Origin of the sequence: Heliophilum fasciatum (genome assembly GCF_004341395.1) — a bacterium.
GTDB classification, from domain to species: Bacteria; Bacillota; Desulfitobacteriia; order Heliobacteriales; family Heliobacteriaceae; genus Heliophilum; species Heliophilum fasciatum.
Map to the genome: position 1 here is coordinate 49492 of NZ_SLXT01000003.1, position 24741 is coordinate 74232.

The 24741-nt window shown below is 51.7% G+C and carries 21 protein-coding genes and 2 tRNA genes; 1 reads left to right on the forward strand and 22 read right to left on the reverse strand.

What is annotated here, in order from left to right; translation table 11 throughout:
• Window positions 1-213 precede the first annotated feature (213 nt).
• The 22 genes from bchH to EDD73_RS02050 form a co-directional block, all read right to left on the reverse strand.
• Entirely contained in the window at window positions 214-4119 is a 3906-nt protein-coding gene (gene bchH / locus EDD73_RS01945) for a magnesium chelatase subunit H (RefSeq protein ID WP_131918014.1), read from the reverse strand.
• A 13-nt stretch (window positions 4120-4132) separates the two neighbouring features.
• On the reverse strand, window positions 4133-6112 hold the full coding sequence (gene bchD, locus EDD73_RS01950) for a magnesium chelatase ATPase subunit D (protein WP_131918015.1): 1980 nt from the start codon (window positions 6110-6112) through the stop codon (window positions 4133-4135).
• Window positions 6109-7149, reverse strand: coding sequence for a magnesium chelatase ATPase subunit I (gene bchI, locus EDD73_RS01955; RefSeq protein WP_131918016.1), 1041 nt, complete (start codon window positions 7147-7149; stop codon window positions 6109-6111). Before bchI ends, bchD begins: the two co-directional genes overlap by 4 nt.
• A gap of 62 nt (window positions 7150-7211) precedes the next feature.
• Complete coding sequence (gene bchB / locus EDD73_RS01960; RefSeq protein WP_131918017.1) at window positions 7212-8756, reverse strand: ferredoxin:protochlorophyllide reductase (ATP-dependent) subunit B; 1545 nt, start codon at window positions 8754-8756, stop codon at window positions 7212-7214.
• On the reverse strand, window positions 8753-10132 hold the full coding sequence (gene bchN / locus EDD73_RS01965; RefSeq protein WP_131918018.1) for a ferredoxin:protochlorophyllide reductase (ATP-dependent) subunit N: 1380 nt from the start codon (window positions 10130-10132) through the stop codon (window positions 8753-8755). The genes bchB and bchN overlap by 4 nt, the downstream gene beginning before the upstream one ends.
• Window positions 10081-10944, reverse strand: a complete 864-nt coding sequence (bchL, locus tag EDD73_RS01970; RefSeq protein ID WP_131918019.1) for a ferredoxin:protochlorophyllide reductase (ATP-dependent) iron-sulfur ATP-binding protein — start codon at window positions 10942-10944, stop codon at window positions 10081-10083. The genes bchN and bchL overlap by 52 nt, the downstream gene beginning before the upstream one ends.
• Window positions 10941-12623 (reverse strand): magnesium-protoporphyrin IX monomethyl ester anaerobic oxidative cyclase, encoded by a 1683-nt coding sequence (gene bchE / locus EDD73_RS01975; protein WP_131918020.1) that lies wholly within the window; start codon window positions 12621-12623, stop codon window positions 10941-10943. Before bchE ends, bchL begins: the two co-directional genes overlap by 4 nt.
• Window positions 12624-12634: 11 nt before the next feature.
• The gene (gene bchM / locus EDD73_RS01980) at window positions 12635-13315 is read right to left on the reverse strand and encodes a magnesium protoporphyrin IX methyltransferase (RefSeq protein WP_165876265.1); all 681 of its coding nucleotides are present in this window, start codon (window positions 13313-13315) and stop codon (window positions 12635-12637) included.
• Between the two features lie 94 nt (window positions 13316-13409).
• Window positions 13410-15233, reverse strand: coding sequence for a hypothetical protein (locus tag EDD73_RS01985; protein ID WP_131918022.1), 1824 nt, complete (start codon window positions 15231-15233; stop codon window positions 13410-13412).
• Between the two features lie 196 nt (window positions 15234-15429).
• Complete coding sequence (gene bchG, locus EDD73_RS01990) at window positions 15430-16353, reverse strand: (bacterio)chlorophyll synthase (RefSeq protein WP_131918023.1); 924 nt, start codon at window positions 16351-16353, stop codon at window positions 15430-15432.
• A 103-nt stretch (window positions 16354-16456) separates the two neighbouring features.
• Window positions 16457-17044 (reverse strand): bacteriochlorophyll 4-vinyl reductase, encoded by a 588-nt coding sequence (gene bchJ / locus EDD73_RS01995; protein ID WP_131918024.1) that lies wholly within the window; start codon window positions 17042-17044, stop codon window positions 16457-16459.
• 137 nt (window positions 17045-17181) lie between these two features.
• Window positions 17182-17661, reverse strand: a complete 480-nt coding sequence (locus tag EDD73_RS02000) for a TspO/MBR family protein (protein ID WP_131918025.1) — start codon at window positions 17659-17661, stop codon at window positions 17182-17184.
• Complete coding sequence (locus tag EDD73_RS02005) at window positions 17661-17903, reverse strand: hypothetical protein (protein WP_131918026.1); 243 nt, start codon at window positions 17901-17903, stop codon at window positions 17661-17663. Before EDD73_RS02005 ends, EDD73_RS02000 begins: the two co-directional genes overlap by 1 nt.
• 132 nt (window positions 17904-18035) lie before the next feature.
• Window positions 18036-18698 carry a c-type cytochrome gene (locus EDD73_RS02010; protein WP_131918027.1) on the reverse strand — a complete coding sequence of 221 codons (663 nt, stop codon included), beginning with the start codon at window positions 18696-18698 and terminating at the stop codon, window positions 18036-18038.
• Window positions 18699-18761: 63 nt separating this feature from the next.
• Window positions 18762-19160, reverse strand: a complete 399-nt coding sequence (locus EDD73_RS02015) for a cytochrome b family protein (RefSeq protein ID WP_131918028.1) — start codon at window positions 19158-19160, stop codon at window positions 18762-18764.
• Between the two features lie 13 nt (window positions 19161-19173).
• Window positions 19174-19815, reverse strand: a complete 642-nt coding sequence (locus EDD73_RS02020) for a cytochrome b N-terminal domain-containing protein (protein WP_131918029.1) — start codon at window positions 19813-19815, stop codon at window positions 19174-19176.
• Window positions 19816-19862: 47 nt separating this feature from the next.
• Window positions 19863-20321 (reverse strand): QcrA and Rieske domain-containing protein, encoded by a 459-nt coding sequence (locus EDD73_RS02025; protein ID WP_131918030.1) that lies wholly within the window; start codon window positions 20319-20321, stop codon window positions 19863-19865.
• Window positions 20322-20540: a hypothetical protein gene (locus EDD73_RS02030; protein WP_131918031.1), complete on the reverse strand. Its 219-nt coding sequence runs from the start codon at window positions 20538-20540 to the stop codon at window positions 20322-20324.
• Window positions 20541-20749: 209 nt separating this feature from the next.
• Entirely contained in the window at window positions 20750-21211 is a 462-nt protein-coding gene (locus tag EDD73_RS02035; RefSeq protein WP_207668783.1) for a c-type cytochrome, read from the reverse strand.
• A gap of 138 nt (window positions 21212-21349) precedes the next feature.
• On the reverse strand, window positions 21350-22684 hold the full coding sequence (gene hemA, locus EDD73_RS02040; RefSeq protein ID WP_423244895.1) for a glutamyl-tRNA reductase: 1335 nt from the start codon (window positions 22682-22684) through the stop codon (window positions 21350-21352).
• 281 nt (window positions 22685-22965) lie between these two features.
• Window positions 22966-23041, reverse strand: a tRNA-Glu gene (locus tag EDD73_RS02045).
• Between the two features lie 9 nt (window positions 23042-23050).
• Window positions 23051-23127 (reverse strand) — tRNA-Met (locus EDD73_RS02050).
• A gap of 194 nt (window positions 23128-23321) precedes the next feature.
• Here EDD73_RS02050 and EDD73_RS02055 point away from each other — a divergent pair.
• Entirely contained in the window at window positions 23322-24725 is a 1404-nt protein-coding gene (locus EDD73_RS02055; RefSeq protein WP_131918033.1) for a Mur ligase family protein, read from the forward strand.
• Window positions 24726-24741 lie beyond the last annotated feature (16 nt).

A 24741-nucleotide genomic window follows, 5' to 3' on the forward strand; every position in this document is an offset into this window, starting at 1 on the left:
CCAGACGACTCCAGCCCTCAGGCCAGAGCAAAATATGCGCACCCAGTTAAAACCCAGGGGCAGAGCTGTACCATTGAATGTCGAAAAACACAAGAATAATCGAGGGGGAGCACGATCCTGAATATACGGATTATGCTCCCCTTACTGATATTGATTACTGCATGGCACCTTAGCTTATATTATCAACTTTATAGTGAAAACACAAATCTAAAATTAGGCAGGTACACTGACACCTTCGATTTTGTCTTCAATGTCTTGATAGATCTTCATCAGTTGTTCTAATTTTTGTTCGTCAGCATCCCAGAAACCACGGCTGTTCGCTTCCAGCAAGCGGCTGACGATGCCGCGCAGCGCATGGGCATTCAGTTCTTGCAGACGTTGCCGCATTTCCTCGTCAGTGATGTACACTTCGGTAATTTCATCATAGACCCAGTTATCGACGGCTTCCGTCGTGGCACTCCAGCCAAAGGTGTTGTCGACACGCGATTGAATCTCCCGGACGCCTTCGTAGCCGTGTTTGAGCATGCCTTCGTACCATTTGGGATTGAGTGTTTTCGTCCGTGTTTCAAAGCGTACCATTTCGTCGAGATTGCGGATCTGCACCTTCGGTGTCGTGGTGTCAGCCACCAGCACGCTTGGTTTTTCACCGCGGATGCTTTTGACAGCGGCCGACACGCCGCCAAGATATTCATAATAGTGGTCAATGTCGACAATCCCCACTTCGGAAGAATCGACATTTTGGAAACTCGTCTCCACGTTGGACAAAGCCGAACGGTAGATCTCATCGGCCACTTCACCGCGCACTTGCTTCCCATAGGCAAAGCCTTTGCGCTTGATAAAGGTGTCGGCCAGTTCACCGGCTTCTTCCCAGGCGCTGTTTTCGACCATTTGGTTGACGTTGCCGCCATAGGAACCGGGCGCGTTAGAAAAGACCCGTGTGGCCGCGCTTTCAATCGAGATATTCAGTTCCTTCGCTTGCGCCAGCGCGTGCTTACGGATAAAGTTCATCTCGACGGGCTCATCGGCCATGGCGGCCAGCTTGACGGCTTCATCGAGCAACTCCATCTGATTTTGGAACATATCACGGAAGATCCCCGATACGGTGACGACCACGTCAATCCGTGGGCGGCCCAGTTCTTCCAGGGGAATCAGCTTGAGGCGGGTCATCCGTCCCAGATCATCCGGTACAGCCATGGCGCCCATCAGTGCCATCGCTTGGGCGATACCTTCGCCATAGGTCTTGATATTATCGGTACCCCAGAGGACCACAGCGATCGACTCCGGATAGGCCCCGTTGGCTTCATGCAGTTTGCGCAACATCATGTCGGCTACGTGTTGACCGGCTTTGATGGCCACCGACGTAGGGATGGCTTGCGGATCGAGGGCATGGATGTTGCGGCCTGTGGGCAACGTTTTGGGGTTACGGACAGGGTCACCGCCCGGTCCGGGGTAAGCATAATTACCGGCGACAGCGTGGCAAAGACCGTCGATTTCTTTTTCTTGCACCAGATCTTGCAAGACCGACTGCAAATAGAAGAATGTTTTGGCCGCTGCCGTAATATCTAGGGAGGACGCTTGCTTGCCGACGCTGGTCAAGTGATCTTGCATCGCCTTGGCCGCGATGGTTTCCGATTTGGAGCGGAGAAAACGGAAACCGCCCCGTTCGTCTTTAACCATGTATTCGGCGATCATCTTTTCCACGCCCACTTTGATCGTGGCGCGAATCAGTTCGATCAAGCGAATCGCCGTTTCTTCGCCCATTTCCATGCGCCGTTCGATGTCGGCAAATTTCTGCCCCATCGCTTCGGCCAGCAGGGACGACAAGGCCCGTACACCTTGCTCGGGACGGTCAAAAGCGCCAATGGCCGTCAGGTGATCGACCAAGGTCTCTGCCGGCGGTGCTTCACCGAGAACGTGTAAGCCCGTCGGGATCAAGCGGCTTTCCAGTTCGGTCAGGTACGTATAGAGCTTACCGATAAAATCTTGACCGGGTTCTTTGGGCACCGGCACATCACTGTCCAAATGCAGCGCCTGAACTTTTTCGACGATCGTTTCCAGGATCGATTCGCCCCGCGCGTTGCTACGGTTTTCGCCCCACATGCTGATCAAATCTTTTAAATCGCGCAGTTCTTTATAAAGCCCGGCATTTTCCGCCGGCGGCGTCAGGTAGCTGACGGTCGTAGCGGCGCTGCGCCGTTTGGCAATGGTCGCTTCCGAAGGGTTGTTGACGCTGTAGAGGTAGAAGTTCGGCACCGGACCGAGCAAACGGTCAGGCCAGCATTCATCGGTCAAACCGACTTGGTGCCCCGGCATAAATTCTAAGGCGCCGTGAGTACCAAAGTGCAAGAGTGCATCAGCGCCGTAAACGCGATCGAGCCAGCGATAAAAGGCGGCAAAACCGTGGTGCGGACAGGCTGAGCGGGTAAAGAGCAGTTTGATCGGATCGCTTTCATAGCCGAAGGAAGGCTGTACGCCAATGAAAATATTCCCGAAGTGATTGCCATAGATATGTAAATCCTGGCCATCGGTGTTCAAATCACCAGGCGGTTGCCCCCAGGTCTGGGCGATCTCTTCCCAGTAGGGGTTGATCGCTTCATACTCTTCCATCGTCAAGCGTCCGCCCACATGGAGGGCTGCTGACGGCAACATGGATGTTTTGTCTTCAATGATCGATTCCAGCAGCGCTTCTTTCGATGCGGGAATCTCTACCGTATAACCTTCCGCTTTTAAGCGGTGCAGCAAGTTATAGAGCGACTGAAACACGTCAAGATAGGCGGCGGTGCCGATGTTGCCTTTATCGGGCGGGAAGGAGAAAATCACAATGCCCAGTTTTTTATCGGCATTGTTTTTGTGGCGCAGTTCCACCACGCGGCGCATCCGCTCCGTCAACAGTTCAATGCCTGATTCAATGGGAATCGCCTTGGAACCACCGTGGATTTCATAACCGCTGTACACCGTGGGCGCAACGAGACCGTCCAATTCCGGAATCGCTACGTTTAACGCCACCTGGACCGGGTTTAATCCGGACATATCTTCTTTCCACTCTTTGATCGTCTGGAATTCCAGCGGCACTGCCGAGAGATAAGGTACACCCAGCGAGGAAAGTACCTTGACGGCACTTTCGGCGTCGTTGGACGCAGGACCGCCGACCAAGCTGAAGGACGTCAAGGTAATGACGCCGTCGACGGTGGCCTCGCCTTTGTGCATGAACATGTGTTCGACCACATGGCGATAATCCAATCCTTTGGCAATGCCGGGGACAACACCGAGGCCTTTGCGTTCCAGCGAGCGGATTACCGCGTCGTAGTGATCATGGTTATCCGCCAGGAGAGACGTGCGCAGTACAATGAGGCCGATGCGCCGTTTGGACGGTGCATGATGAGCGTACCATTTCTCATAATCAGCCCGCGACGTAAACCATACGTCCGATTCCGGATGGTAAATCCCTTCTTCGGCATACTCCACCGGCGCATCATAGAGAATGGTTTCATCTTCTCGGCTGTAATACTGATTGATCAACATGAGCAACATGTTGCACAGGTTTTTCGGCGATCCGTTGAGCCAATAGAGATAGCAAAGCAGATAACTACGCAGATCCTGCATCTTGCCAGGGATGAATTTGAGCAGTTTCGGCACAGTGCGGATCAGCATCATCATCTGATCCGTTTTCAAAGGTGGTCCGGATTTTTTGGTGGCTGCCGTTTCTTCATCGCTGTCGGACTTCTTAAAGCGCTTGAGCAGCTTCATATATTCACTGGTCTGATCGCTGTCGCCGCCCATTTTAAAGGCGCCCATGCGGTTCAGCTTCATCAGTTCCGGCATCGCGTTGAGGATGACCACATGGGGGACGATTTTTCCTTCGTTGCGGATGATCTCCGCGATCGTACGGGCCACATCGTCTAAAAAGACGTGGGCAATAAAGACAAGGTCCGCCTTGCTTACGGCCTGGCGAAACTCTTCGATCTTATTTTTTTCTTTGAGCTCATGGACACAAAAAGCGGTCGTCTCAATCTGTATCGGATACTCGCCTTTGTTGATCGTTTCGCTGGCATGAGAAAAGGCAGTACAGATCTGACGTTCCAGATAGACATGGACGAATTGCATGGTTCTCTTCGCCATTTGCTCTTCCCTCCTACTTTCTGAGGGCTTGCACACCGCTACGCACGGTCTCTGCCAAGGCCTCGGCCGACATTTTCGGTAAGTAGTAATACTGGCCCCCGGCTGCTGCCGCAATCTCCTTCGCAAAGCCCGTGGAAGTAAAGCGATTGGATGTGTCAATCACCAGCAGAGAAAAGCCGTTCAATAAGACAAGGCGCGCCAGCGACAAAATTTCTTCGTTTAACTGTTCCCGCGTCTTCGGCTGGCCTTCGTTGGGGGTAAGGGGCACATTGCCGCGTCCGTCGGTGATCAAGGTGATCACGACTTGCGATACATCATTGGCTTGGTTACGCACACCAAGCTCGATGGAACTGGCCAAGGCACTAGCCAGCGGTGAAGCACCACCGACGGGCACTTGATCAAATCGTTTCTGTGCCAATTCGACACTGCGCGTCGGCGGCACAATGTTCTCCGCGGCTTGCCCACGGAAAACCGACAAAGCCACTTTATCGCGATTGACATAGGCTTCGTTTAACAACGCCGACACAGCACCTTTGGCGCTTTTCATGCGGTTAAAGGCCATACTGCCGCTGGCATCAACGGCAAAGATGATCAACACACCGGACTTGCGCACAAACTGCTTCACACGCAAATCCTCATGGATCACGATGACCTGGCGATCGCCGTATTTTCCCGACAAGCGACGGTGCTTCTGATAGGGCGCTGCGGCCCGTAACGTGGCATCGACGGCGATCTTGCCGATCTTGCCGGCGGGCGGGAACAAGGCCCGCGTATAGCGGCCGCGCTCCATGCTTTTTTGTTTGCCATGGCTGCCGCCGCGGGCTTGCGCCTGCGCTTTGGCTTGCATGGCCATCAATTCATCATCTATGGCCACTTGCTCTGCCTCAAAGAAAAATTCTTCCGGCAGTTCAAAGGTTTCTTCTTGCTGTTGCGCCTCCGGGGGATCCGGCTTTTGCTCTTGATTCGATTCCGGCGGCGGTGGTGGAGGTGGAGGCGGCGGCGGCGGTGGTGGTGCCGCTTCTTCCTCATCAGGAATATCGACCAGTTGCCGAGGTTTGATCACCAGATCGACGGCGACGGCCAGATCGAGCGGCTCGACGGCTGCGCGATCGTTGAGCGCGGCATGAGCCAGCGCCAAGCGAACCGCAAATAAATCAGCGCGATGGCCCGGCACGGCCCGGCGTAGCGCTTGCCCGGACAGATAGAGGATCTGTTCTTCCGTAATGGCCACCTGCGGCAACCGCTGCCGTGCTCGCTGCACCCGTCGGATCAATTCAGCTTTTTCATCGGCAAACAGTTCATGGAGCGCGTCCGGTTGATCCGTAAACAGTTCCTGACGGCGCATGATCTGTACCCGTGCATCCAAATCATTGATCGGCACGGCCTGCACATGGATGGCAATGCGGTCAGCCAAGTGTCCCCGTAGCGGACCTTCTTCCGGGTCGTAGGTACCAACCAGCAGAAAATCCGAGGGGTACACCACCGAGACGCCTTCACGCTCCAAGCGGCACGTTCCTGACATGGCATCAAACATCGTATTGACGAGACCGTCTTCCAGCAGGTTCAACTGGTCAATATAAAGCACGCCACGGTTGGCTTCGCCGATGAGGCCCGGTTGCCATGCCCGTGAACCGTCGCCTAGCGCTTTTTCCACATCGATGGCGCCGAGCAAGCGATCTTCCGTTGTGCCCAGCGGCAGATCGACAAAGGGCGCCGGCACGGTTTGGGCCGTACGCTCACTTTCCGTACGCTGCCGGCACGATGTACACCAGGTATCTTCCCGCTTCGGATCACAGTGACAAGAACACCCTTGCAGTTGTTCGATCGCAGGCAATAACTCACGCAATGCCCGTGCAAGCACTGTTTTTCCTGTTCCGCGGCCACCGGCAATGGCTACGCCCTTGAGCTGGGGGTCAACGGCGACCAGCGTCAAGGCCAGCTTGACTGGATCTTGCCCGGTAATCGCTGCGAACGGTAAGTTCAGGGCTCTCATGCGCCTGCCATCTCACTTCCGAAGATTTCCTTCGCTTTATCGGCGACACGACGGCCGTTATCCATCGTCGCCAAGGGGTCTTTGCGCAAACGATGGCGCAGCGCCAGCACGGCGATGCGGTACACATCGGCATCGGTCACATCGGTACGGCCTTCAAAGGCGGTCAGTGCTTTGGCCGCACGAGCCAGCACCAGTTCACCGCGGTGGCCGTCGATCTCCAGATCGATGCAAAGCTGCGCAATTTTCACGAGCATATCATCACTGATCGTCACATCATTTAAACGCTCTTGGGCGCTGACAATCTTGTCTTGCAGTTCTTTTTGGGCACCGAGGAACTTCTCCGTAAAGGTATCGGGATCTTGGTCAAAATCGCTGCGGCTACGGATGATCGCCACGCGCCGTTTGGCATCGCGGAGGGTTCGGATCTGCGCATGTAAGCCAAAACGGTCGAGAAGTTGGGGCCGCAGTTCGCCTTCTTCGGGGTTACCGGAGCCGACGAGCACAAAGCGGGCTGGGTGGCGCACGCTGATCCCTTCCCGCTCTACGACGTTCACACCGGATGCCGCGCTGTCTAAGAGCACATCAACGAGGTGATCATCGAGCAAGTTAACTTCATCGACATAGAGAAAACCACGGTTGGCTTGCGCCAAAAGGCCCACTTCAAAGGCTTTGACGCCTTCAGCGAGGGCCTTTTGAATATCAATGGTTCCGCAAACGCGGTCTTCCGTTGCACCTAAGGGAAGATCGACTACTTTGGTCGAGCGATAGACGACAGGGAGGTCTTCCCCTTCCGCCGTCCGCTCACGGCAAGAGGAACACATATCAGCCACTTTTTGAGGATGGCAGCCAAAAGGGCAGTCGGCCACGGTAGGTACTTCAGGTAACAACTCAGCCAGTGCCCGGACAGTTGTCGATTTACCGGTTCCCCGATCGCCCATGATCATCACACCGCCGATGCGCGGGTCGATGACGTTGAGGATCAGAGCCAGCTTCATTTCTTCTTGTCCGATAATGGCCGTAAACGGATAGGTCGGCATGGAATTACCTCCTGTTATCGTACTGCACCGGCTTGCTTTTACATCGCCGGTGCAGCCTGCAGCTAGGATTTACTAAAGTGTGTTTTGGCGGCATAAAGAACTTCTGCCGTGATGACGGAATGACCGCGCTCACTGGCAAAGGTTTCGGTGTTCTTCTGCACTTTGCTCCGCACGAAAAAGGGAATTTGCTTTAATACTTCGACGGCTTCCGCTTCCCAAGGCATGCCTCCGGGCGAAAGCGGCGCCGGTTGATCCGTCGTCGTTGTGGCGGCTACTTCGGCCGCTGCTTGGGCGGCAGGCGCTGTAGCTTCACCCATTGGCTCTTCTTCACCAAACATCTTGACCAGATGCTCTTCCAGTCCTAAGCGGATCGTCCGGTTGATCGTTTCGAGGATTTGAGCCATCCCCTGATAAGCGACAATCGGTTCCGGGAAAATCGGGAAGTTTAAAATATGGGCCGGTGCGCTGATCACCACACAAGGCAATTGAAACCGCTTGGAACTGTGCCGTTCCATTTGCGTACCAAAAACCACATCCGGTGCGGTATCACGGATTTTATGACTGAGCTTTTGGAAATCATCTTCGACAAAAGCTTCTTCCGTCAGTCCGGCTACGGCTTCTTTGAATTCGGCTTCCAGGCCTTTCATATAGGTACCGGCCCAGAGCACAGTAATGCCGATCTCACAGAGCATGTGTGTAACCCCAACAGCATGGCTGTAATCACCAAAAACAACGGCCCGCTTGCCATACAGGGCGGACAAGGAGTCCACTGATTTGACAAAACGTGAAAGCGGTCCTGCCGGTGAAATCTGTTTGGCGATATAGGGCTTTACATCGATCTGGGCCTGCTGGCCGATTGCCTGCAAAAATTTGGCGGTTTGACGCAGACCGATCGGTGTGATCGTGGTATAGGGCATGTTATATTGCTTTTCCAGCATACGGCAAAGCTCGACACCGTACTCGCGGTACAAGCAGACATTCATGTGCGCCCGCGTCAAGGTGCGCAGATCTTCAACCGTAGCACCATAAGGCACCACGGCATCGATTTCGACGCCCACATCAGCAAGCAGGCGACGGATCTCCGTAAGATCATGGAGTTGATGAAAGCCCAGATACGATGGTCCGATCAAGTTGACACTGAACCGCTCCGTTTTTGGCTGTTCCTCCACCAATGTACCGACCAGTTGCGTTAAGAACGCATCCATCGTTTCATGTTCCAGATCACGGAAGGCATTGACTTGCGGAACGATGATTTTGGCTTTGGTTTCTTTACCGAGCGTTCGGGCCACCGAACCGATATCTTCTTGCAACAGCGTCGATGAGCACGTCGGTGTAATGACGATAACATCGGGTTGATGGTCCCGTTCTACACGCCGGACCGTTTCGACCAATCGTGCCCGTGACCCTTGGGCCATTTCCCGCTGCCCGATCGGTGATAAGGTGAACGGCGGGATTTCATGAAACCGTTCCAACATGGAAAACATTACATTGATATATCCGTCGCCGCGGGGACCGTGGATCACCGTATGTACCCGTTGCATACTGCCGGCTACACGAGCGATCCCGGAAAGCGCCGTTCCTTCGTACATCCAGTAGGCTAGTTTCACAGCGCCATGCCCTCCATCCCCCAGCCGTTTTCGGCCAGCGTTTGTTTCTTAAACAACGGCTTGGTGAACATCTTGATCAAGTCAACAGCACTGCCAAAGCCGTGAATCGGCGCAAAGGTAAACTCAATCGACCAAGCGGTAGTGAAGCCCCGCGCCTCCAAAGGATTACAGATACCCAACCCGGCAATGATCAAATCCGGTTGGTATTCTTCAATCCGTTGTAGTTGCTTATGAAAATCAGGATTTTCGACGATCGGGATCTGCCGATCGGTGAGCAATTTTAATTCCGCTTGCATATCCTTACGGTGCACATAGGGAATACCGACTTCCACCACGTTTGCACCGCAAGCGGTCAAAAAGCGCGCCAAAGAAAGCTCCAACAGATTATCTCCTAGGAACATGATTTTTTTGCCGCGCAAGAAGTTCACATATGTTTCTAAGTCGCCCCAGGCTTCTGCTTCCCGCTGATACACACGATCGATCGGCAGATCAAAACGTTGGCAAATATCCCGGAGGAAATGTGCCGTACCGTCCGGTCCGATCGGGAATACCGTGGAGAGCACTTCCGCACCGCGTTGGCGACGGATAGCATTGATCGTTTCGTTCAGGTAGGGCTGCAGCGGTACCACCACCGTCTTTTCATGGATCGGCGGCATTGTTGACAGATCAGCCGAAGGAAACACATCCACTTGGGGAATCCCCAGGCGGTTCAGTTCCCAAACCAGTTGGCGGATCGTAATATCGGGGATCGCACCGAGCAAGACCAAATTCGGTTTTGGCTCGGCCGGTACTGCCGTCGGTGCTGCGACCGGTGCCGGTGTTTCCGGTTCGGATTTGCCCAAGGAGAACCACTTTTTCTTTTTTTCCACTACCGGTGCTTCCGCCGGCACAGGAGCCGGAGCCGGGACAACGGGAGCTTCTTGTGGGGAAAAGGGCAACAACGCCTTCAATACGGCATCTTCACCTTGCGTAAAGGTACGATCGATGCCGGATGTTGACGCTAATAGGATCGGAAACTCATGGGTCTTACTTAATTCTTGACAGGAGACTTGCAGATCCACTTTGAGGATATCGATGCTGCAGGTGGTCATGACAAAAATCACTTTGGGATGCCATTCGTCAATGACTTTACGGATCACGCCATCTAAGGGCCCCGTTAAGTTGGCGCTGACCAAATCGGACTCTTCCAGCACGGCAAAGCCAAAGCGGGAATGCGCGTAGACCATAACATCCAAGGCAGTCTGAATAAAGTGAGCACAGGTATGGGTGCCCACAATTAAAAAGAAAGAATCATTAAATTTGCGATGGAGCCAAGCCACACTGGCTATTGGGCAGAAGGTATGGAGGCATCCGCCTTCGCGGCTGATCGTTTCCACGGTAGGTCCTCCCCTCGGAACAGTTCAAACATCTCCCGTGTACCCACCACATCGGGAATCACACCGGGCGGTTTACTGATCAAATGGGCAGCAATGCGTTTAAACTCGGTCGTGAGTTCTTGCACCGGCTCACCCATATCTTCCAGCTCAAAAACGGTAAAGCCTTGCACACGGGATTGACGGATGGTTTCCGCTCGTGGCACAACGCCAAGTAACGGTGATTCCGTGCGGCGAGTAAACGTTTCTAACAGTTCCGTTTGATCGCAACGGTTACCGATCACACCGGCAAACTTTACATCATAGCCGGAAGCATTTTTTTCGACGATGCTCTCACAGATGCGGTTGGCCGCAAAGAGCGCATCAAAATCATTGGAGCTCACCACGCAAGCGAGATCTGCATATTGTAAAGGCGTAGCAAAGCCACCGCAGACTACATCACCAAGCACGTCAAAAAGGATAATATCGTAACTGGTCATCAAGTCCAGTCGTTCCAGCAGCTTAACCGTCTCACCAACGACATAACCGCCGCAACCGCTGCCCGCGGGGGGGCCGCCGGTCTCCACAACGTGGACACCGGCGTAACCTGCAACGACCAGATTTTCAGGTTCTATTGATTCATAATGATAATTGTGAGCATCGAGAATTTCTACAACGGTCGGTATCATGCGCCCAGCAATGGTAAATGTCGAGTCACTCTTGGGGTCACAGCCAATTTGCAGCACTTTCTTGCCGAGCTTAGCCATAGCCACTGCCAAGTTCGAAGTTACCGTTGACTTGCCTACGCCGCCTTTACCATAGACTGCGATGATCATATTTTGAACATCCCCCTGGTTGCTTGATCATCCATGGAATTTTCTTCTTTGTACTCCAGATCACGGGGAGCACCGCAAGCGGAAATGTCGCTCACTTTATTTTCTTTGTATTCTAGATCGCGGGGGGCGCCACATGCCGAGATGTTGCCGACCGAATTGATATCCGGTGTCAAATCGGGGCGGTTTTTCAAGGATGCAATCTGTTCTTGCGATAAGATTTTGGTCTTGTCGAAGCCCAGATCGATCTCCGTTTTAAAGCCTTTTTGCTTGACGCGACCAAGATCGTAAAAACGTTTGTTGGCGGTCATTTTGATAAAGGCTTTTAAGCAACCCATCATATATTTGCGCTTCTTGGGATCTTTGATAAAGGGGTAATCCATGAAGCTTTTACGCAAATAGAATCGTCCGTAGCTGCGTAATACACCCTTGAGTACATCTTCACGATCCATCGCATCGGGCTGCATGATCGGTGTCACGAAGTTGTACTTGGAGTAGTCCCGTACTTGTACTTTGTCACCGAGCTCTTCAAAGAGTTCTGAGAAAGGCCAAGGTGTGTACATGTTCCAGTTGGCCATATCGGCATCCCAATAAAGCGCCAGTTTATAGGTTTCTTCAATGGTCTCAGGCGTTTCATTTTCGAGACCCATGATGAATTGGGCTTCCGCGACCATGCCGTTGGCTTTGAGCATGTCGATGGCTTTTTTGTTTTGTTCGATCGTCGTTTCTTTACGGAAACGGTTTAAGTTCATCTGTGTCGATGCTTCGGTACCGAGCGATACGTGCATCAAGCCAGCTTTACGGTAAAACGGCAGCAACGCTTCATCACGCAGAATATCGGTAACGCGCGTGTTGATACCCCATTGGACATCGATCTTGCGGTCGATCATTTCCTGGCACATGGCGATAAACTTGTCCCGGTTAATCGTCGGTTCTTCATCAGCCAGGATGTAGAAGCCCACTTTGTAATCTTTGACTAAGGTTTCAACTTCATCGACGAAATTCTTAGGGCTCCGCAAACGGTAGGAACGCCAGAACTTCCACTGGGAACAAAAACGGCACGTAAAGGGGCAACCACGGGCAAAGTTAGGTACACCCATCCGTACATTCATCGGAATGTAGATATAGCGATCCCACTCCAGCAAGCTCCAATCGGGCGTCAGGCTGTCCAAATTGGCAATCGGCGGGTGCGCCGGCGTCGCGACGACTTGTTCATCTTCCAAAAAGGCGATGCCTTTGATCTCCCGGCGATCTTTTAGATCTGTGCCCGCTTCGATGGAACGCATCAAATTGACCGTAATCTCTTCACCTTCACCGCGGACGATATAATCGATCCAAGGTGCTTCCGTGAGTACTTGTGTGTACATAAAGGTGGGATGGATGCCACCAAGTACTGTTTTCGCTTGGGGACGTTTTTCTTTTACAATTTTCAGGGTATCTTGCGCTTTGTAAATCATCGGGGTAATCGCTGATGCAAAAACCACATCGGGCTGGTTACGCTCAATGATTTCACCCAAAATCTCATCGGGCATGTCTGCTGCCATGGCGTCGATAAATTTCACATTGGAATATCCGGCTGCTTTTAACGCGCCGCCGATATAGGCTGACCAACTGGGCGGCCAGTTACCGGCGATTTCCGCGCCACCACAATGGTAGTTTGGTTGGATCATCAATATACGCATGCCTTATCCTCCTACTTTTTTGGGTTTACTGGCCGAATCTCCAGCAAGACCGCATTATATATAACATTCGAAAAGAGTTGCTGGCGTGTGATCTGATAACCCAAGCCCTGCAGGATTGTGCGAATATCAGCGATACGGTGTAAATACGCATTGGTAGTGCGTGAGCCTCCGGAAAATCGCTTGCCAATAGCTTTCAACAGTCGAAACAGGGGGGTAGACGGGGCGAACGATATGTATGCTTTTTCTTTGGCACGTGCCAATACATGTTCCAGTAGCGTCGGCATATCCGCCAGCGAGTAGTGGATCAGTACGTCCATCGAAACTAAAATATCATAGTTTCCATGCTCTGACATGAGATCACACACAGCATATTCCACTTTGCCGCTGCCTTGCTTTTGAGCAAGATCGATCATTTTTTCCGAGATATCAATCCCTTTAATGTACGATGCACCGCGATCAACGAATCTTTCTGCCAGCACACCAGCGCCACATCCGGCATCGAGGATTCGCTTTCCTTCTACGGGACCGACCCAATCAAGCACACATTGATGGATCGCCATGCGTCCTTCAATGAGCTTGCGCTGGGCAAAGTTCCGTCCATTACCAGTGCTGATCGCTTCCCACCGCTTAAAGGCATCGCCATCAAAGTAGTCCCGAACATGCTCTTGTTGTTTGTTATACCCGCCGGCCACTCGTTCTACCTCCAAGGATAGTTTTTGCCATTTAAAAAACCCCTGCGCCCCTCAGGGCGCAGGGGTGTCGAGACCTAAGGACTCGGCCGAAAAATTACACCATCATCAGGGTCCACATAGCGACGATCGTCATCTTGTAGAAAATCAAGGTGCCGAATGCTTTACCTTCTTTGAGGGTCAGCGCGCGGTTGTAGACTTTACCGATAGCACCCAGACCAACTTGTTCGTGAGCCCATTTCAGAACCATAGCACCTTCGTCGCGGGATCCACGATATTGGAACAGCATCGAGAAGGAGTATGCCCAGATGAAGTGAGCGCCGAGCAGAGCTTGGATCATGTGGCCGTCATAGTATTTGAACATACGGACGGTTTGCGAAATGATGTAGCTGAAGTAACCTTCGTTGCTCATCACCGAAATGGTGTGCAGGGAGTAAGTGGTGGGGTCAGCTTGGTACGCAGCCAGAGCGGCTTTGTACACATCGGAGGAAGTAGCAACGAACGAACCCATCCAGCAGCCATCAAGCCAGAACCATGCAGGAGCGATGATTTGGAGGCTGAAGAAGATTGCCAGGTAGAATTGGTCAACGAGAGAGATGGAGCAAGTACCGCCGTAAGCAGGTCCTAAGCAGGGGAACTCAGCGTCCCGCTTAGCTTTCATGCCAACTTTGGTCGTCCAGGGAGACACTTTGGAGAAGAACACCATACGCCATACAGGAACCATCGTGAAGTGGATACCACCAGCGATAGCGTGTGCAGCGATGAAGTCAGAAACAGTACCATGGGAACCAAAGATTGCATCATGAATGAAAGGTTTGATATCGATGTAGGCCATTTGCGAGAAGAGACCGGTTTTTGCATTGGCATGGAGGTCAGCAATTGTGTTGTGGGTAGCGATACCATAGGAGATGAAGATCGTCGAGAAAGCGCCGAACATAACCAGAGCCAGGATTTTCTTTTGGAAATCATGGTCGAAGCAACGTTGCAGCATTTTGTAGTTCTTGAGATCTTCAGCAATTTGAGGATCTTTGGTGGCACGGAACAGGTAGTGTGCACCGTGGAACACGCCACCGATCCAGAAGAGGGTACCGAACATGAAGTGACCGAAGATCACTTGTTTCAGCATGTAGCCAGGGTTGGTGGAAGCGATTTCGCGGATTTCAGGAGCAGCAAACTGGGAGAGGGAGTATTGTTGCATGAAGCCAAAACCAACAACGGGATCTTGCCAGTAAACCATGAAACCAGCAACAGTTGCGAAGTGGAAGCCCAGAACTTGAGCGCTGACGGAGAGAACTGCTTCCCAGTCGTTGTTCAAGTGTTTGAACTTACCAACATTGAAGCCCTTGAAGTAGTGGAACACGCCACCGAGGAACCAGAAAGCACCAAAAGCAATGTGGTTACCAGCAACGTTAGAGATGGTAATCGGAGCAAAAGGATCAAAGGAAATAGGCACAGCGCCGGTAGGAAGACCGTCAGCACCACGTAGGCCATACATCGAGAGATGGAGACCCCATGCGGTAGCAACGAGAGCCATGAAGTGAATTTGAGCGACGAGTGCTTTACCCAGGGTAACTTTTTCGAGGTTAAGTTTATCCCATGGGAAGAAGTGGCCGATGGCCCAGCAGATAACTGCTGCTAACAAGTGCAGACGAGCAACCATCAACGCATCAGCGCTGAGCGGCGATGCATCCAGACCGAGATTATAAAGACGAGCATAGAAATAGGTCGAAGGCGGATAAAGTACTTGACTGGCATCCCAATAAAAGTTGTGAACGAGGAAGAAGGAAACCCAGCCTGCAGCCATACCCATATGGTTCGTGTGCGCACGCATCACGTCGCCGCGGGTTTTCGGAACGATATTTTTAGCCCATTCAAGGACTTCTACCTTGAATGTATCGTTTGTTGCCGATGCAACTGCCATTCGAATACCCCCTTAGTTTTTTTCTCTTTCGTTGATCAAAAACTAGCTAATAATAAAGATAATTCCGGTATAAATAAAATTGGTGCAAACCTACCCTTAGGTTGCTTACGTCACCTCCTGGTACCGCCGTAGCGGCAATACTCGGCGCCTACCCCTTTCGCCGGCAAGGAATTCGGAAGCAAAGAACAATAAAAAATTATTTCAGGTAAAACGCAGCCACCATCATTCCTAGAATAAAAAAACTTCCGGCGGTTGCGTTGTACCAGGGGGCCTTGGTTACAGGGTCTTCTTTGACTTTCTTTTGGAAAGGCAACTGAATAAGAAGGAATACGATAAGGATTACGGCACCAACATAACGTCCTTGCCAGGCAAGAAAAAGTGCCGCCAAGAGTTGCGATGTATTGAGCATGGCCAGTGCTAATTTCAATCCGCCGTCAATTCCATACTGAACCACGATGGATTTCAGTCCGGCCATTGTATCGCCTTTTACACTTTTAAAGTCATTAAAGGTCATCATTCCATGGGAACCGATGGCATAGATCGAAGCGACCGTTGCTTGCTGCCAAGTAAAACTATCAAATGCCAGGTTACCGGCAATCCATGGAATCGTTACATAGGTGATGGCACAGGCAGTGTTCCCATACCAGCCGTTTTGCTTTAAGCGCAACGGCGGTGCGCTATATATGTACGCGGTTACCAGTCCAAAGACAACTAACCAGAAGATTTCGATACGAAACATGGTGTAGGCGACAATCAACGATGCCAAGGTCAGCACATAGACATTGGTCATGGCTAGGTGCTTAAATTCCGGAACTTTCGCACAGGGCCGATCCGGTTCATTGATGGCATCCACATCGGCATCACAATAATCATTGATTGACTGCCCCATGCCCAGCACTAACGGTCCGATTAAGACAATCAATAACAAGGCATAACCAAACGTGTGTACACTGAAATCTGCACCTGAAGCTCCGACAACACCGCAAGCCACGGACCATGCCGGTCCTACCCAGGTTAGTGGTTTTGTCAGTTGCAACCGGATTCGCCAAGGGTTATATGTACTCGTTGCGGTACCGGTCTGATTTGCAGGTAAACGATTTTGTTTCAGTTCTACACCCATCGTGACACCCCTATCATTTGACCATTACGCTAGGCCACAAAGCAACAAAATTGCTTTCTTATGTATGTATAGTCTTTAATCGTTGAAAATATTTGCTGCTTGCTCAACGGAATTGAATAAAAAACTCACATTGTTCCTGCCCGGAAGCACGGCAGCTTTTTTCGATTACGTTGATTCGGCTATCGACAAGACACCGCAAAAGGCCCTCAAAGGTGGCGCTATAGAAACTACAAACGGGTGTTTCGGCGACAATATCGCGACTGGTGATGCAGTCTTCAATGATAAACATCGGTTTGGGTTCCGGGTGGAAGTGAAATCTACCGCTTCCGGCAAAGGTCCACGCATGGTTACCGATGGCTGTCATCAAGATTTTCATTCGCATCTTTCGCGGCATCAAGGGAAACAACCATTTCATCGGTTTCGGGATGCGATTAGCCAGCAAATACTCTGCTGTATAATCTCCGGCTTTACTCAACACGAGTTTGGCTTGATCCAATCCCAGCTGATCGCGCAACAGGTGAATCAATTCGAGAAATACGTCTTCGTCGACCATCTCCGCCGGCAGCTTTCCGGCTTGCCAAGGTGATTGGCCCGCTTGCAAGATTTGTTCCGCTTTTTCTCGTCCATAGTATTCTTGCAAAACCCGAATCGTTTGAATGATCGAGTTAGGGCCTATTTTCGAGCTTCCCATCTCTTAACCGCGTCCCATTCTCACTATAATCATAAACTAGCTATTGGTCGATGCTTGAAGTATACCGCACTATCTTCGTTTGATCAACCAATTTGATCATTCAAAGTGGATCAGATCGATGCAAAAATCTTATGTCGCTATGGATTGAGCCACCAAATATAGTAGTTCAACAATCCTTCATAAGCCACACGCACCAGGATGGGTAATAAAAGCACACCGGCCCAGCGCGAAATCTTGAAAAATTTAATCGTCGTGATGAGGACGGCGCCCCACAAGAAAAAGATTTCCAGCATCGCCCAGCCTGGCGACTGCATTTCAAAAAAGAGCCATGACCAAAGAATATTTAAAAATAATTGCAAGACAAAAAAGAGCATCGCGCTCCGGGTTTCCGGCATCGCTTCTTTCTTGCGCCAAACAAGAAAATAAGCGATACCCATAAGGATATACAGTACTGTCCATACCGGTGCAAAGGTTCCATTCGCCGGGTTAAACTCCGGTTTTACCAATGCAGCATACCATACCATTGAATGAATGGTGAAGATCGAACCAGCATAACTGGCCACCTGGCAAAGCAGGAGACTGGAAAGCAGTTTGAGTATATCACTGAGAATTTGCATTACTCAAAAAACCTAATTTCCTTTTTTACTCGACCCCGGTTCTTATCGTAGCGATAAACTCCTTTAAGAATACCGTACCCACCCAGCAAGAGCCCTACAAGACCAGTTATGATCGTCAAGAATCCATTGCCAAGGTTATGGAAGCCAGACATCATCAAATCCATTGAAAAAGCTGCCAAAAGGGCAAAAAGCACCATGCTTATTGGACTCCCCCAGGAGAACCAAGACCGTGTTGTTTTCATCTGCTGTCAGCTCTTCCTTTCATGGGACCATCTGGTTCATGGTTATACTTCCGGGCTGCCTTGGGCTATGCAAAGATCGGAAGCAAAAGGCTGACCCTTTTGCTTCCGACAGGTAGCTTGATCATGAAGCAGTTATTTTTTTGCTTCCGTAGCTTTGGCATCCTCTTTCGCTTCTGCCGGAGCAGCAGCTTTCGTGCGCAAGTATGCAACGATATTATTGATATCCGGCGAATCGGGGTAGGCGATCATGGCGGTACCCGGACGGCCCATGGTGATCGACTTCATAATGAATTGATCCGAAGCCGACGCATGGAAACCGGCATCGTTTAGCGCTGTGCCAATGCCACCTTCAGCATTTTGACCGTGGCAAGCTGCACAGAGGAGCTTGTACTGCGCTTCACCTTTGGCGGCATCACCAACGACCGGATCATTCGTCAATGGTAACGGCGTTATATCGGGACGCCAGGAACGAATGTAGTTCGCAATGTACTTGGCTTGCTCGTCGGGAATCGTCTTTTTGTCAAAAGCCGGCATGGCACCTGCCGGACGGCCATTACGGATAGACGCGGTCAGATACTCATCCGATGCAATCTTTAAAAAGCCTTCGTTATTCAGTGTGGCTGCCTTGACGCCTTTCACGCCTTTACCATCGTCGCCGTGGCAAGACGCACAATGGGTTTTATACATCTCATGGCCCTGTCTCAGCTTACCCGATGCTTGCCAACTTGGTGCAAGCAACAAGCCAACAACCAGTAAGGCCGTCCCGCCAAACATGGTGATTTTGCGGATGTCCAACACGTCTCCCCCTTGTCGTATATGGTTCAAGAACCTTGTCTCTTCTTTATTGCGCTTCGTTCGCTATGCACCGAACGTAACAGTCTTGCCGATGTACGTAAGAATCACCAGAACCACCATCATGACCGAGAACACGCTAACGGCGATCATACGTTTCGAAAGTTTACGTTCGGGGCTCGGCTCCAACCAAGGAACGATGATCAGTGCACCGACCATCAAGCCGGGAACAATAATCCCCATCAATTTGTTCGGGATCATTTCTAACAAGGCAAAGGCCCAGAGAAAATACCACTCCGGCTTCAAGCCGACCGGTGTCACCAGCTTATTGGCCGCTTCTTCCAGCCCCCGCGGCATGACGCCACCAAGGACAAAAAGACAACCTACAAATACTAAAGCAATCGCTAATTCCGTTGTCGCGTGAACCGGCAAAAACGGTATGGTAAACCGTTTGCTCTTTTCCAATGAATTCCCCTCCTTACATCGGGTCGGAAATGCCTTGTACCCGAATCATGATAAAGTGTGCGACCATGAACAGGATCGTGATCGCCGGCAAGACCATCAAGTGCAGCACATAGAAGCGGCTCAGCATTTCGCCGGTAACTTTGATGCCGCCTTGCATCATGATCTTAAGGTCAGGACCGATGACCGGCAACGAACCGGCTGTTTCCGCACCGATAACCGAAGCCCAGTAGGAAAGTTGTTCATAAGGAAGCAGATAACCCGTGAAGGCCAGGCCCATGCTCAAAAGCAACAGGAAGCATCCGGCTACCCAGTTCAACTCGCGAGGCTTTTTAAAGGCGCCCGTGTAGTACACCCGCAGCATGTGCAGAAAGCAAAGCACGATCATCAAGTTTGCTGCCCAGTGGTGCAGCGAACGGACAATAGCACCAAAGCGTACTTCATAGGTGATCATCTGCACCGATGCGTAAGCTTCCGCCACCGTCGGTTTGTAATAAACCGCCAAGAAAATACCTGTAAGTACTTGCACCAAGAACGCGATCAATGTTAAGCCGCCCAGGCAATAGATCGGGTTCAAGGTATGCGAAGGAACCTTATGTTCCGCAATTTCCTTGGCCGCATGGCCAATTCCCGGAAAGCGTTCTTCCATCCAACTCATGTTAAGCAATCCTTTCCTGATAGCGCTTGTTCATGGCTGCCCACCGGTTACGCTAGCTTCTCACTGATGATGATGTCGCCGTTATCGGCGATCTCAACACCAAAAGCCGGCAGCGGTTTGGGTGGAGGGCCACCAACATTGTTGCCCATCGGATCAAACTGGCCACCGTGGCAAGGACAGAACAGTTGTTTATCCTTCAAGTTCCCCTTCGGCACTTCTACGGTGCAACCAAGATGGGTACACTTGAGGGAGTAGGCAACCACTTCTTTTTCGTCTTTGCGAACGAGCAGTCCAGGTGCGTCGTTAAAGTCAAACTTGATCGATTCCCACACGTTAACATCTTTCAAGTTGCCAATTTTTTTCGGTTTGGGCGGTTGTAACAGAGAATCCGGCGGATAGACGAATTGTCCTGCAGCCACTAACGGGGTTCCCAGAGCGCCAATCGCAGGAATCGCCAAAACAGCGCCTAAAAACTTTCTGCGTGATACCGGTGTCGTGTTATCCATTTAGTCTTTGACCTCCTTGTAGCCAATGCCGTCCAATGCGGCCACTCGAAACGAGTATGTAGCGATACCCAGATCGATGAACAAAAAGCCCAAGTACATGGCCGCCCCGTTATAGTCGGCGATCGACCATTGCTTAACCATCAACCCCATTAAGACAAGAGCCACGACGACAAGAATGAACAAGTTAATCATCCCTGCCTGATAATCAGGTTTGTTCACAGCTAACCCTCCCTTGTTGTCTTGTTTCTTCGCACTAGGGACCCATAAACGCTATGGGCGTCACGTTTCCTACGCTGGTATATTATCATGTTCTTCCCGGATTGTATAGATCACGAACATGTATGCAATTAACTGCACACACAGGAAAGGAGCCCCCCGAAGGGGCTCCTTTTCGCTATGTACGTCCTCTGCTGTGGAGGAAGTCCAGCTTATTTGAGGGTAGCCAAGTAAGCAGCAACTTCTTTTTTCTCTGCGTCATTCAGCATGGCAGCAGCGGGCATGGTTGCCAAGAGACCTTGACCCGACGGATCAATCAGGATCTTTTCAAACTTAGCAACATCGCCTTTGTACTTCTCGCCGACTTTCGCCAGATCAGGACCGATCGGTGAGGTACCTTCAGTACCCACTTTGTGGCAGGCTAAGCAGCCACCTTTGCCAGCAAAGAGCTCTTTGCCTTTTGCAGCGTCACCAGCAGCAGCCGGAGCAGCAGCCGGGGTAGCGGCAGGTGCAGCAGCCGGAGCAGCGGCAGGCGCAGCAGCCGGAGCGGACGCAGCAGGTTTCGGAGCTTCCTTCGGAGCTTCAGCCGGTTTGCTCGGACCACCGCAAGCGGTCAAGGTTACCATACTGAAAGCAAGGAGGGCGGTAGCACCTACTAATTTAAGATGTTTCACAATTTCACCTCCTTCGATAGTTTTGCTAACAACTCAATTTTAGTGAGAAGGTTGCAGCACGTCAACTGTTGATTTATGTTTTTTTATCAAAACCAGATATTTTATCGCTGCCCCAGCGCCACCGAGAATGTCTCCATATTAGCCGCGACGAACAACATGCAATGCCGGACTTTCCTTTTCCCGCTTCGCCCGTTGTCCCGGAACATCTAAGGAGAACAGGTTTTGCAACACTTCGGAATAAAGGTGCCCGTCTGGACTGGCTGCATGTTCACGCAATCGAGTGATCGGATCATGCAATAACTGGTTGACGATGGAACTGGCCAAGGACCCGATCAGTTTCTTTTCTTTCTCGGAAAGATGCTTGACTTTACTTAAAGCGCGGGCCAATTCTTTTTCGCGAATTTGCTCGCCTTTTTGCTTCAGGGCCACGATCGTCGGCACCACAAACAGGGAGTTCAACCAGCGCATAAACTGACTGATTTCAAACTCAATGATCTTTTCGGCTTGCGCCGCCGCATTCCGGCGCTCTTCCAGGTTTTGATCAATGACACCTTGCAAATCATCGATGTCATAGAGATGGACGCCAGGCACTTCGCCCGCTTGCGGGTCAATATCTCGGGGCACGGCGATATCAATCAAAAACATCGGCTGGCCTTGACGTTGCGCCATGGCCGCCTCCACCTGGTGCTTTTGCAGCACATAATGGGTAGCGGCTGTGCAAGATATGACGATATCCGCCTCGGCCATCCGCTCATAAAGCGCCGAATAAGCAATCGCTTCGCCACCGCAACTATTGGCCATCGCTTGCGCCTTGTCCAAGGAACGGTTAGCGACGAGGATTTTTTGGACACCATGGGAAAGCAGGTGTTTTAAGGTAAGCTCGCTCATCTTGCCGGCACCGAGGATCAGCGCACAGCGGCCGGCCAACCCTTCGAGCTTCTGCTCAGCCAATTCCACCGCCGTATACGATGTGGATACAGGAAACTGATCGATACCGGTTTCCGTTCGCACACGCTTGCCCACCGTGATCGCTTGCTGAAACCAGGTATTGATGATGCCGTTGCTTACCTGTTCTTCGCAAGCCAGTTGATAGGCCGTTCGTACCTGCCCGAGAATTTGCGTTTCCCCTAAAACCATGGAATCCAGGCCGGCAGCGACGCGAAACAAATGACGGATCGCGTTGTATAGTGTATGCACATAAAAATACCGAGAGAACATCTCTTGCGGCAAGTTGGCCCACCCGGTTGCCAGACGTTTCACGGAAGCAAGACCTTTTTCCATGTCCGTACAGGCTGCATAAATCTCCATCCGGTTACACGTCGAAAGGATACAGCACCCTTCGATTCCCGCTGCTGCGCGCAGCGTCGTCAATGCCTCCTGTACGCGTTCCCCCGAAAACGAGAGTTTCTCGCGGACTTCCACAGGCGCCGATTTGTGGTTCAGTCCTACGACGAAGATAAACAATCGCCCCACCCTCTCATTGCTGTATGTATCGACATCGCAAATGAGCCCCTTGTTGCCACCCTAAATAGCGAGCCCCGAGTCCGATCTTCTCTATATTGTGATCGAGATCACCCTATTCTGTCGCCCTTATTCTAACCGAAAGAAAGCGCTTTGGGAAGCATTGAAATTTGCAGAGTACGTTTTTTTCGGTTTTCTCACCCTATTGCGCAAGTGCTTACCAGGATCACGCACCGACTCAACGAACACAAAAAAACCTTGCTCAAATCAACGAGCAAAGTTTTATGCCAAATTGGTGACCCGTAGGGGATTCGAACCCCTGTAGCCGCCGTGAAAGGGCGGTGTCTTAGACCGCTTGACCAACGGGCCTTATACTTTTGGTAGCGGCGCAGGGATTTGAACCCCGGACACTACGGGTATGAACCGTATGCTCTAACCAACTGAGCTACGCCGCCATCACTTGATCAATCTGAGGCTTGTGCTGATGACGAGCACTCATCATGTTCGGATACGATTATCCCCTAAAAGCGCCGACTTGTCAAGCCTTTTTCTCGCGATGATCGACGATGCAGGAAAAGTGTTATAATAGCATAACGATAGGGGAAGGGAGCTTTTCCCTCCCTTGATCTCATCATGAGGAGGTGCCTCGTTGCTACAGTCCCCGCGTTTTCTCCTGGCTCTCTGGACGGGCAAAGCGGCGATCTGGCTTAATCGTCGCATCGGTCATGGCGGTACGTCCTTCCCGGGAACAGTCAGCCGCAAACTGGCGCCGTCGTTACTCACGGCCCTTGCGCGCCAACTCCCGCAAGGCTCATTGTTTGTTACCGGCACCAACGGTAAAACCACTACGTCCAAAATGATCGCCGCCATCGCGGCCGGCGCTTCCATTCCTGTCACCCACAACCGCGCCGGCGCCAACTTGATCGGCGGCATTACGACCGCTTTTATCGACTCCGCTTCCGCCCTGGGCCAATTACGAGGCCGCCTTGGCATTATCGAAGTCGATGAGGCCACCGTCCCCCAACTTGTCCAAGAAGTGCAGCCTCGTGTGGTGATTGTGACCAACTTTTTTCGCGACCAACTGGATCGCTTCGGCGAACTTGATAAAACGGTACAACTCGTCAGCGACGCATTAGGAAAATTACCAAAAAAATCGGTCGTGCTGCTCAACGCCGATGATCCTTTAGTCGCCCACTTGGGCCGCTTCTTTCCCGGCAAGGTGATTTACTACGGCATGGACGATCGGCATTGCGGTTCCGCCACCATGCAGCAATCAGCCGAGACCCGTTTTTGCCGTGCCTGTGGCCACCCGCTGACTTACGACTGGTACTACTTTGGTCAACTCGGCCATTACCGCTGCACCAACTGCAACCTGGTCCGCCCGCAACCCTCCATTGTCGTGCGTCAGATCGAACTGCGCGGCGAACAGGGCTCCCGCTTTACTGTTGAAACACCGGAACAACGGTTTGATCTGACCCTTTCCACGCCAGGCTTTTACAACATCTACAACGCCCTCGCGGCGGTGGCGCTGGCAGTGCAATTAAAACTACCGGCCCAGGCGATTGAAAAAGGGTTGCAAGGCTATCGCACCAACTTCGGACGGATGGAACAGTTACCGCTGCCGGACAACAAAAAAGCCTTCTTGGCCTTGATCAAGAATCCGACCGGATGTGACGAAGTGATTCGTACCGTCGCGCAACCCACAGGCACCAAACGCCTGTTGGTGATCATCAATGACAATGCCGCCGACGGGCGCGATATCTCCTGGCTCTGGGATGCGGATTTTGAAGCGCTCATACCGGCCCTGCCCTTGATCAAACAAGTACAGACCGCGGGGCTACGCGGCGAAGATATGGCCCTGCGCCTACAATATGCCGGCATACCGGCCGAACAATTGACCTATCAAAGCGATATTGCCCAGGCCATCGCAGGGGCGATTAAGGACACCCAACCTGGCGAAACCTTATACATCCTGCCTACCTATACGGCGTTGCTCGCCGTCAAAACGGCCTTAACCAAACTGGGCTACTCACCGAACTACTGGGAAGAGTAATCCGACCCGATTGCAA

Coding starts and splice junctions, on each gene's coding strand:
- bchH (WP_131918014.1), bottom strand. CDS start 4,119: ATGGCGAAGAGAACCATGCAATTCGTCCATGTCTATCTGGAACGTCAG.
- bchD (WP_131918015.1), bottom strand. CDS start 6,112: ATGAGAGCCCTGAACTTACCGTTCGCAGCGATTACCGGGCAAGATCCA.
- bchI (WP_131918016.1), bottom strand. CDS start 7,149: ATGCCGACCTATCCGTTTACGGCCATTATCGGACAAGAAGAAATGAAG.
- bchL (WP_131918019.1), bottom strand. CDS start 10,944: ATGATCATCGCAGTCTATGGTAAAGGCGGCGTAGGCAAGTCAACGGTA.
- bchE (WP_131918020.1), bottom strand. CDS start 12,623: ATGCGTATATTGATGATCCAACCAAACTACCATTGTGGTGGCGCGGAA.
- EDD73_RS01985 (WP_131918022.1), bottom strand. CDS start 15,233: ATGGCAGTTGCATCGGCAACAAACGATACATTCAAGGTAGAAGTCCTT.
- bchG (WP_131918023.1), bottom strand. CDS start 16,353: ATGGGTGTAGAACTGAAACAAAATCGTTTACCTGCAAATCAGACCGGT.
- bchJ (WP_131918024.1), bottom strand. CDS start 17,044: ATGGGAAGCTCGAAAATAGGCCCTAACTCGATCATTCAAACGATTCGG.
- EDD73_RS02000 (WP_131918025.1), bottom strand. CDS start 17,661: ATGCAAATTCTCAGTGATATACTCAAACTGCTTTCCAGTCTCCTGCTT.
- EDD73_RS02005 (WP_131918026.1), bottom strand. CDS start 17,903: ATGAAAACAACACGGTCTTGGTTCTCCTGGGGGAGTCCAATAAGCATG.
- EDD73_RS02020 (WP_131918029.1), bottom strand. CDS start 19,815: ATGAGTTGGATGGAAGAACGCTTTCCGGGAATTGGCCATGCGGCCAAG.
- EDD73_RS02025 (WP_131918030.1), bottom strand. CDS start 20,321: ATGGATAACACGACACCGGTATCACGCAGAAAGTTTTTAGGCGCTGTT.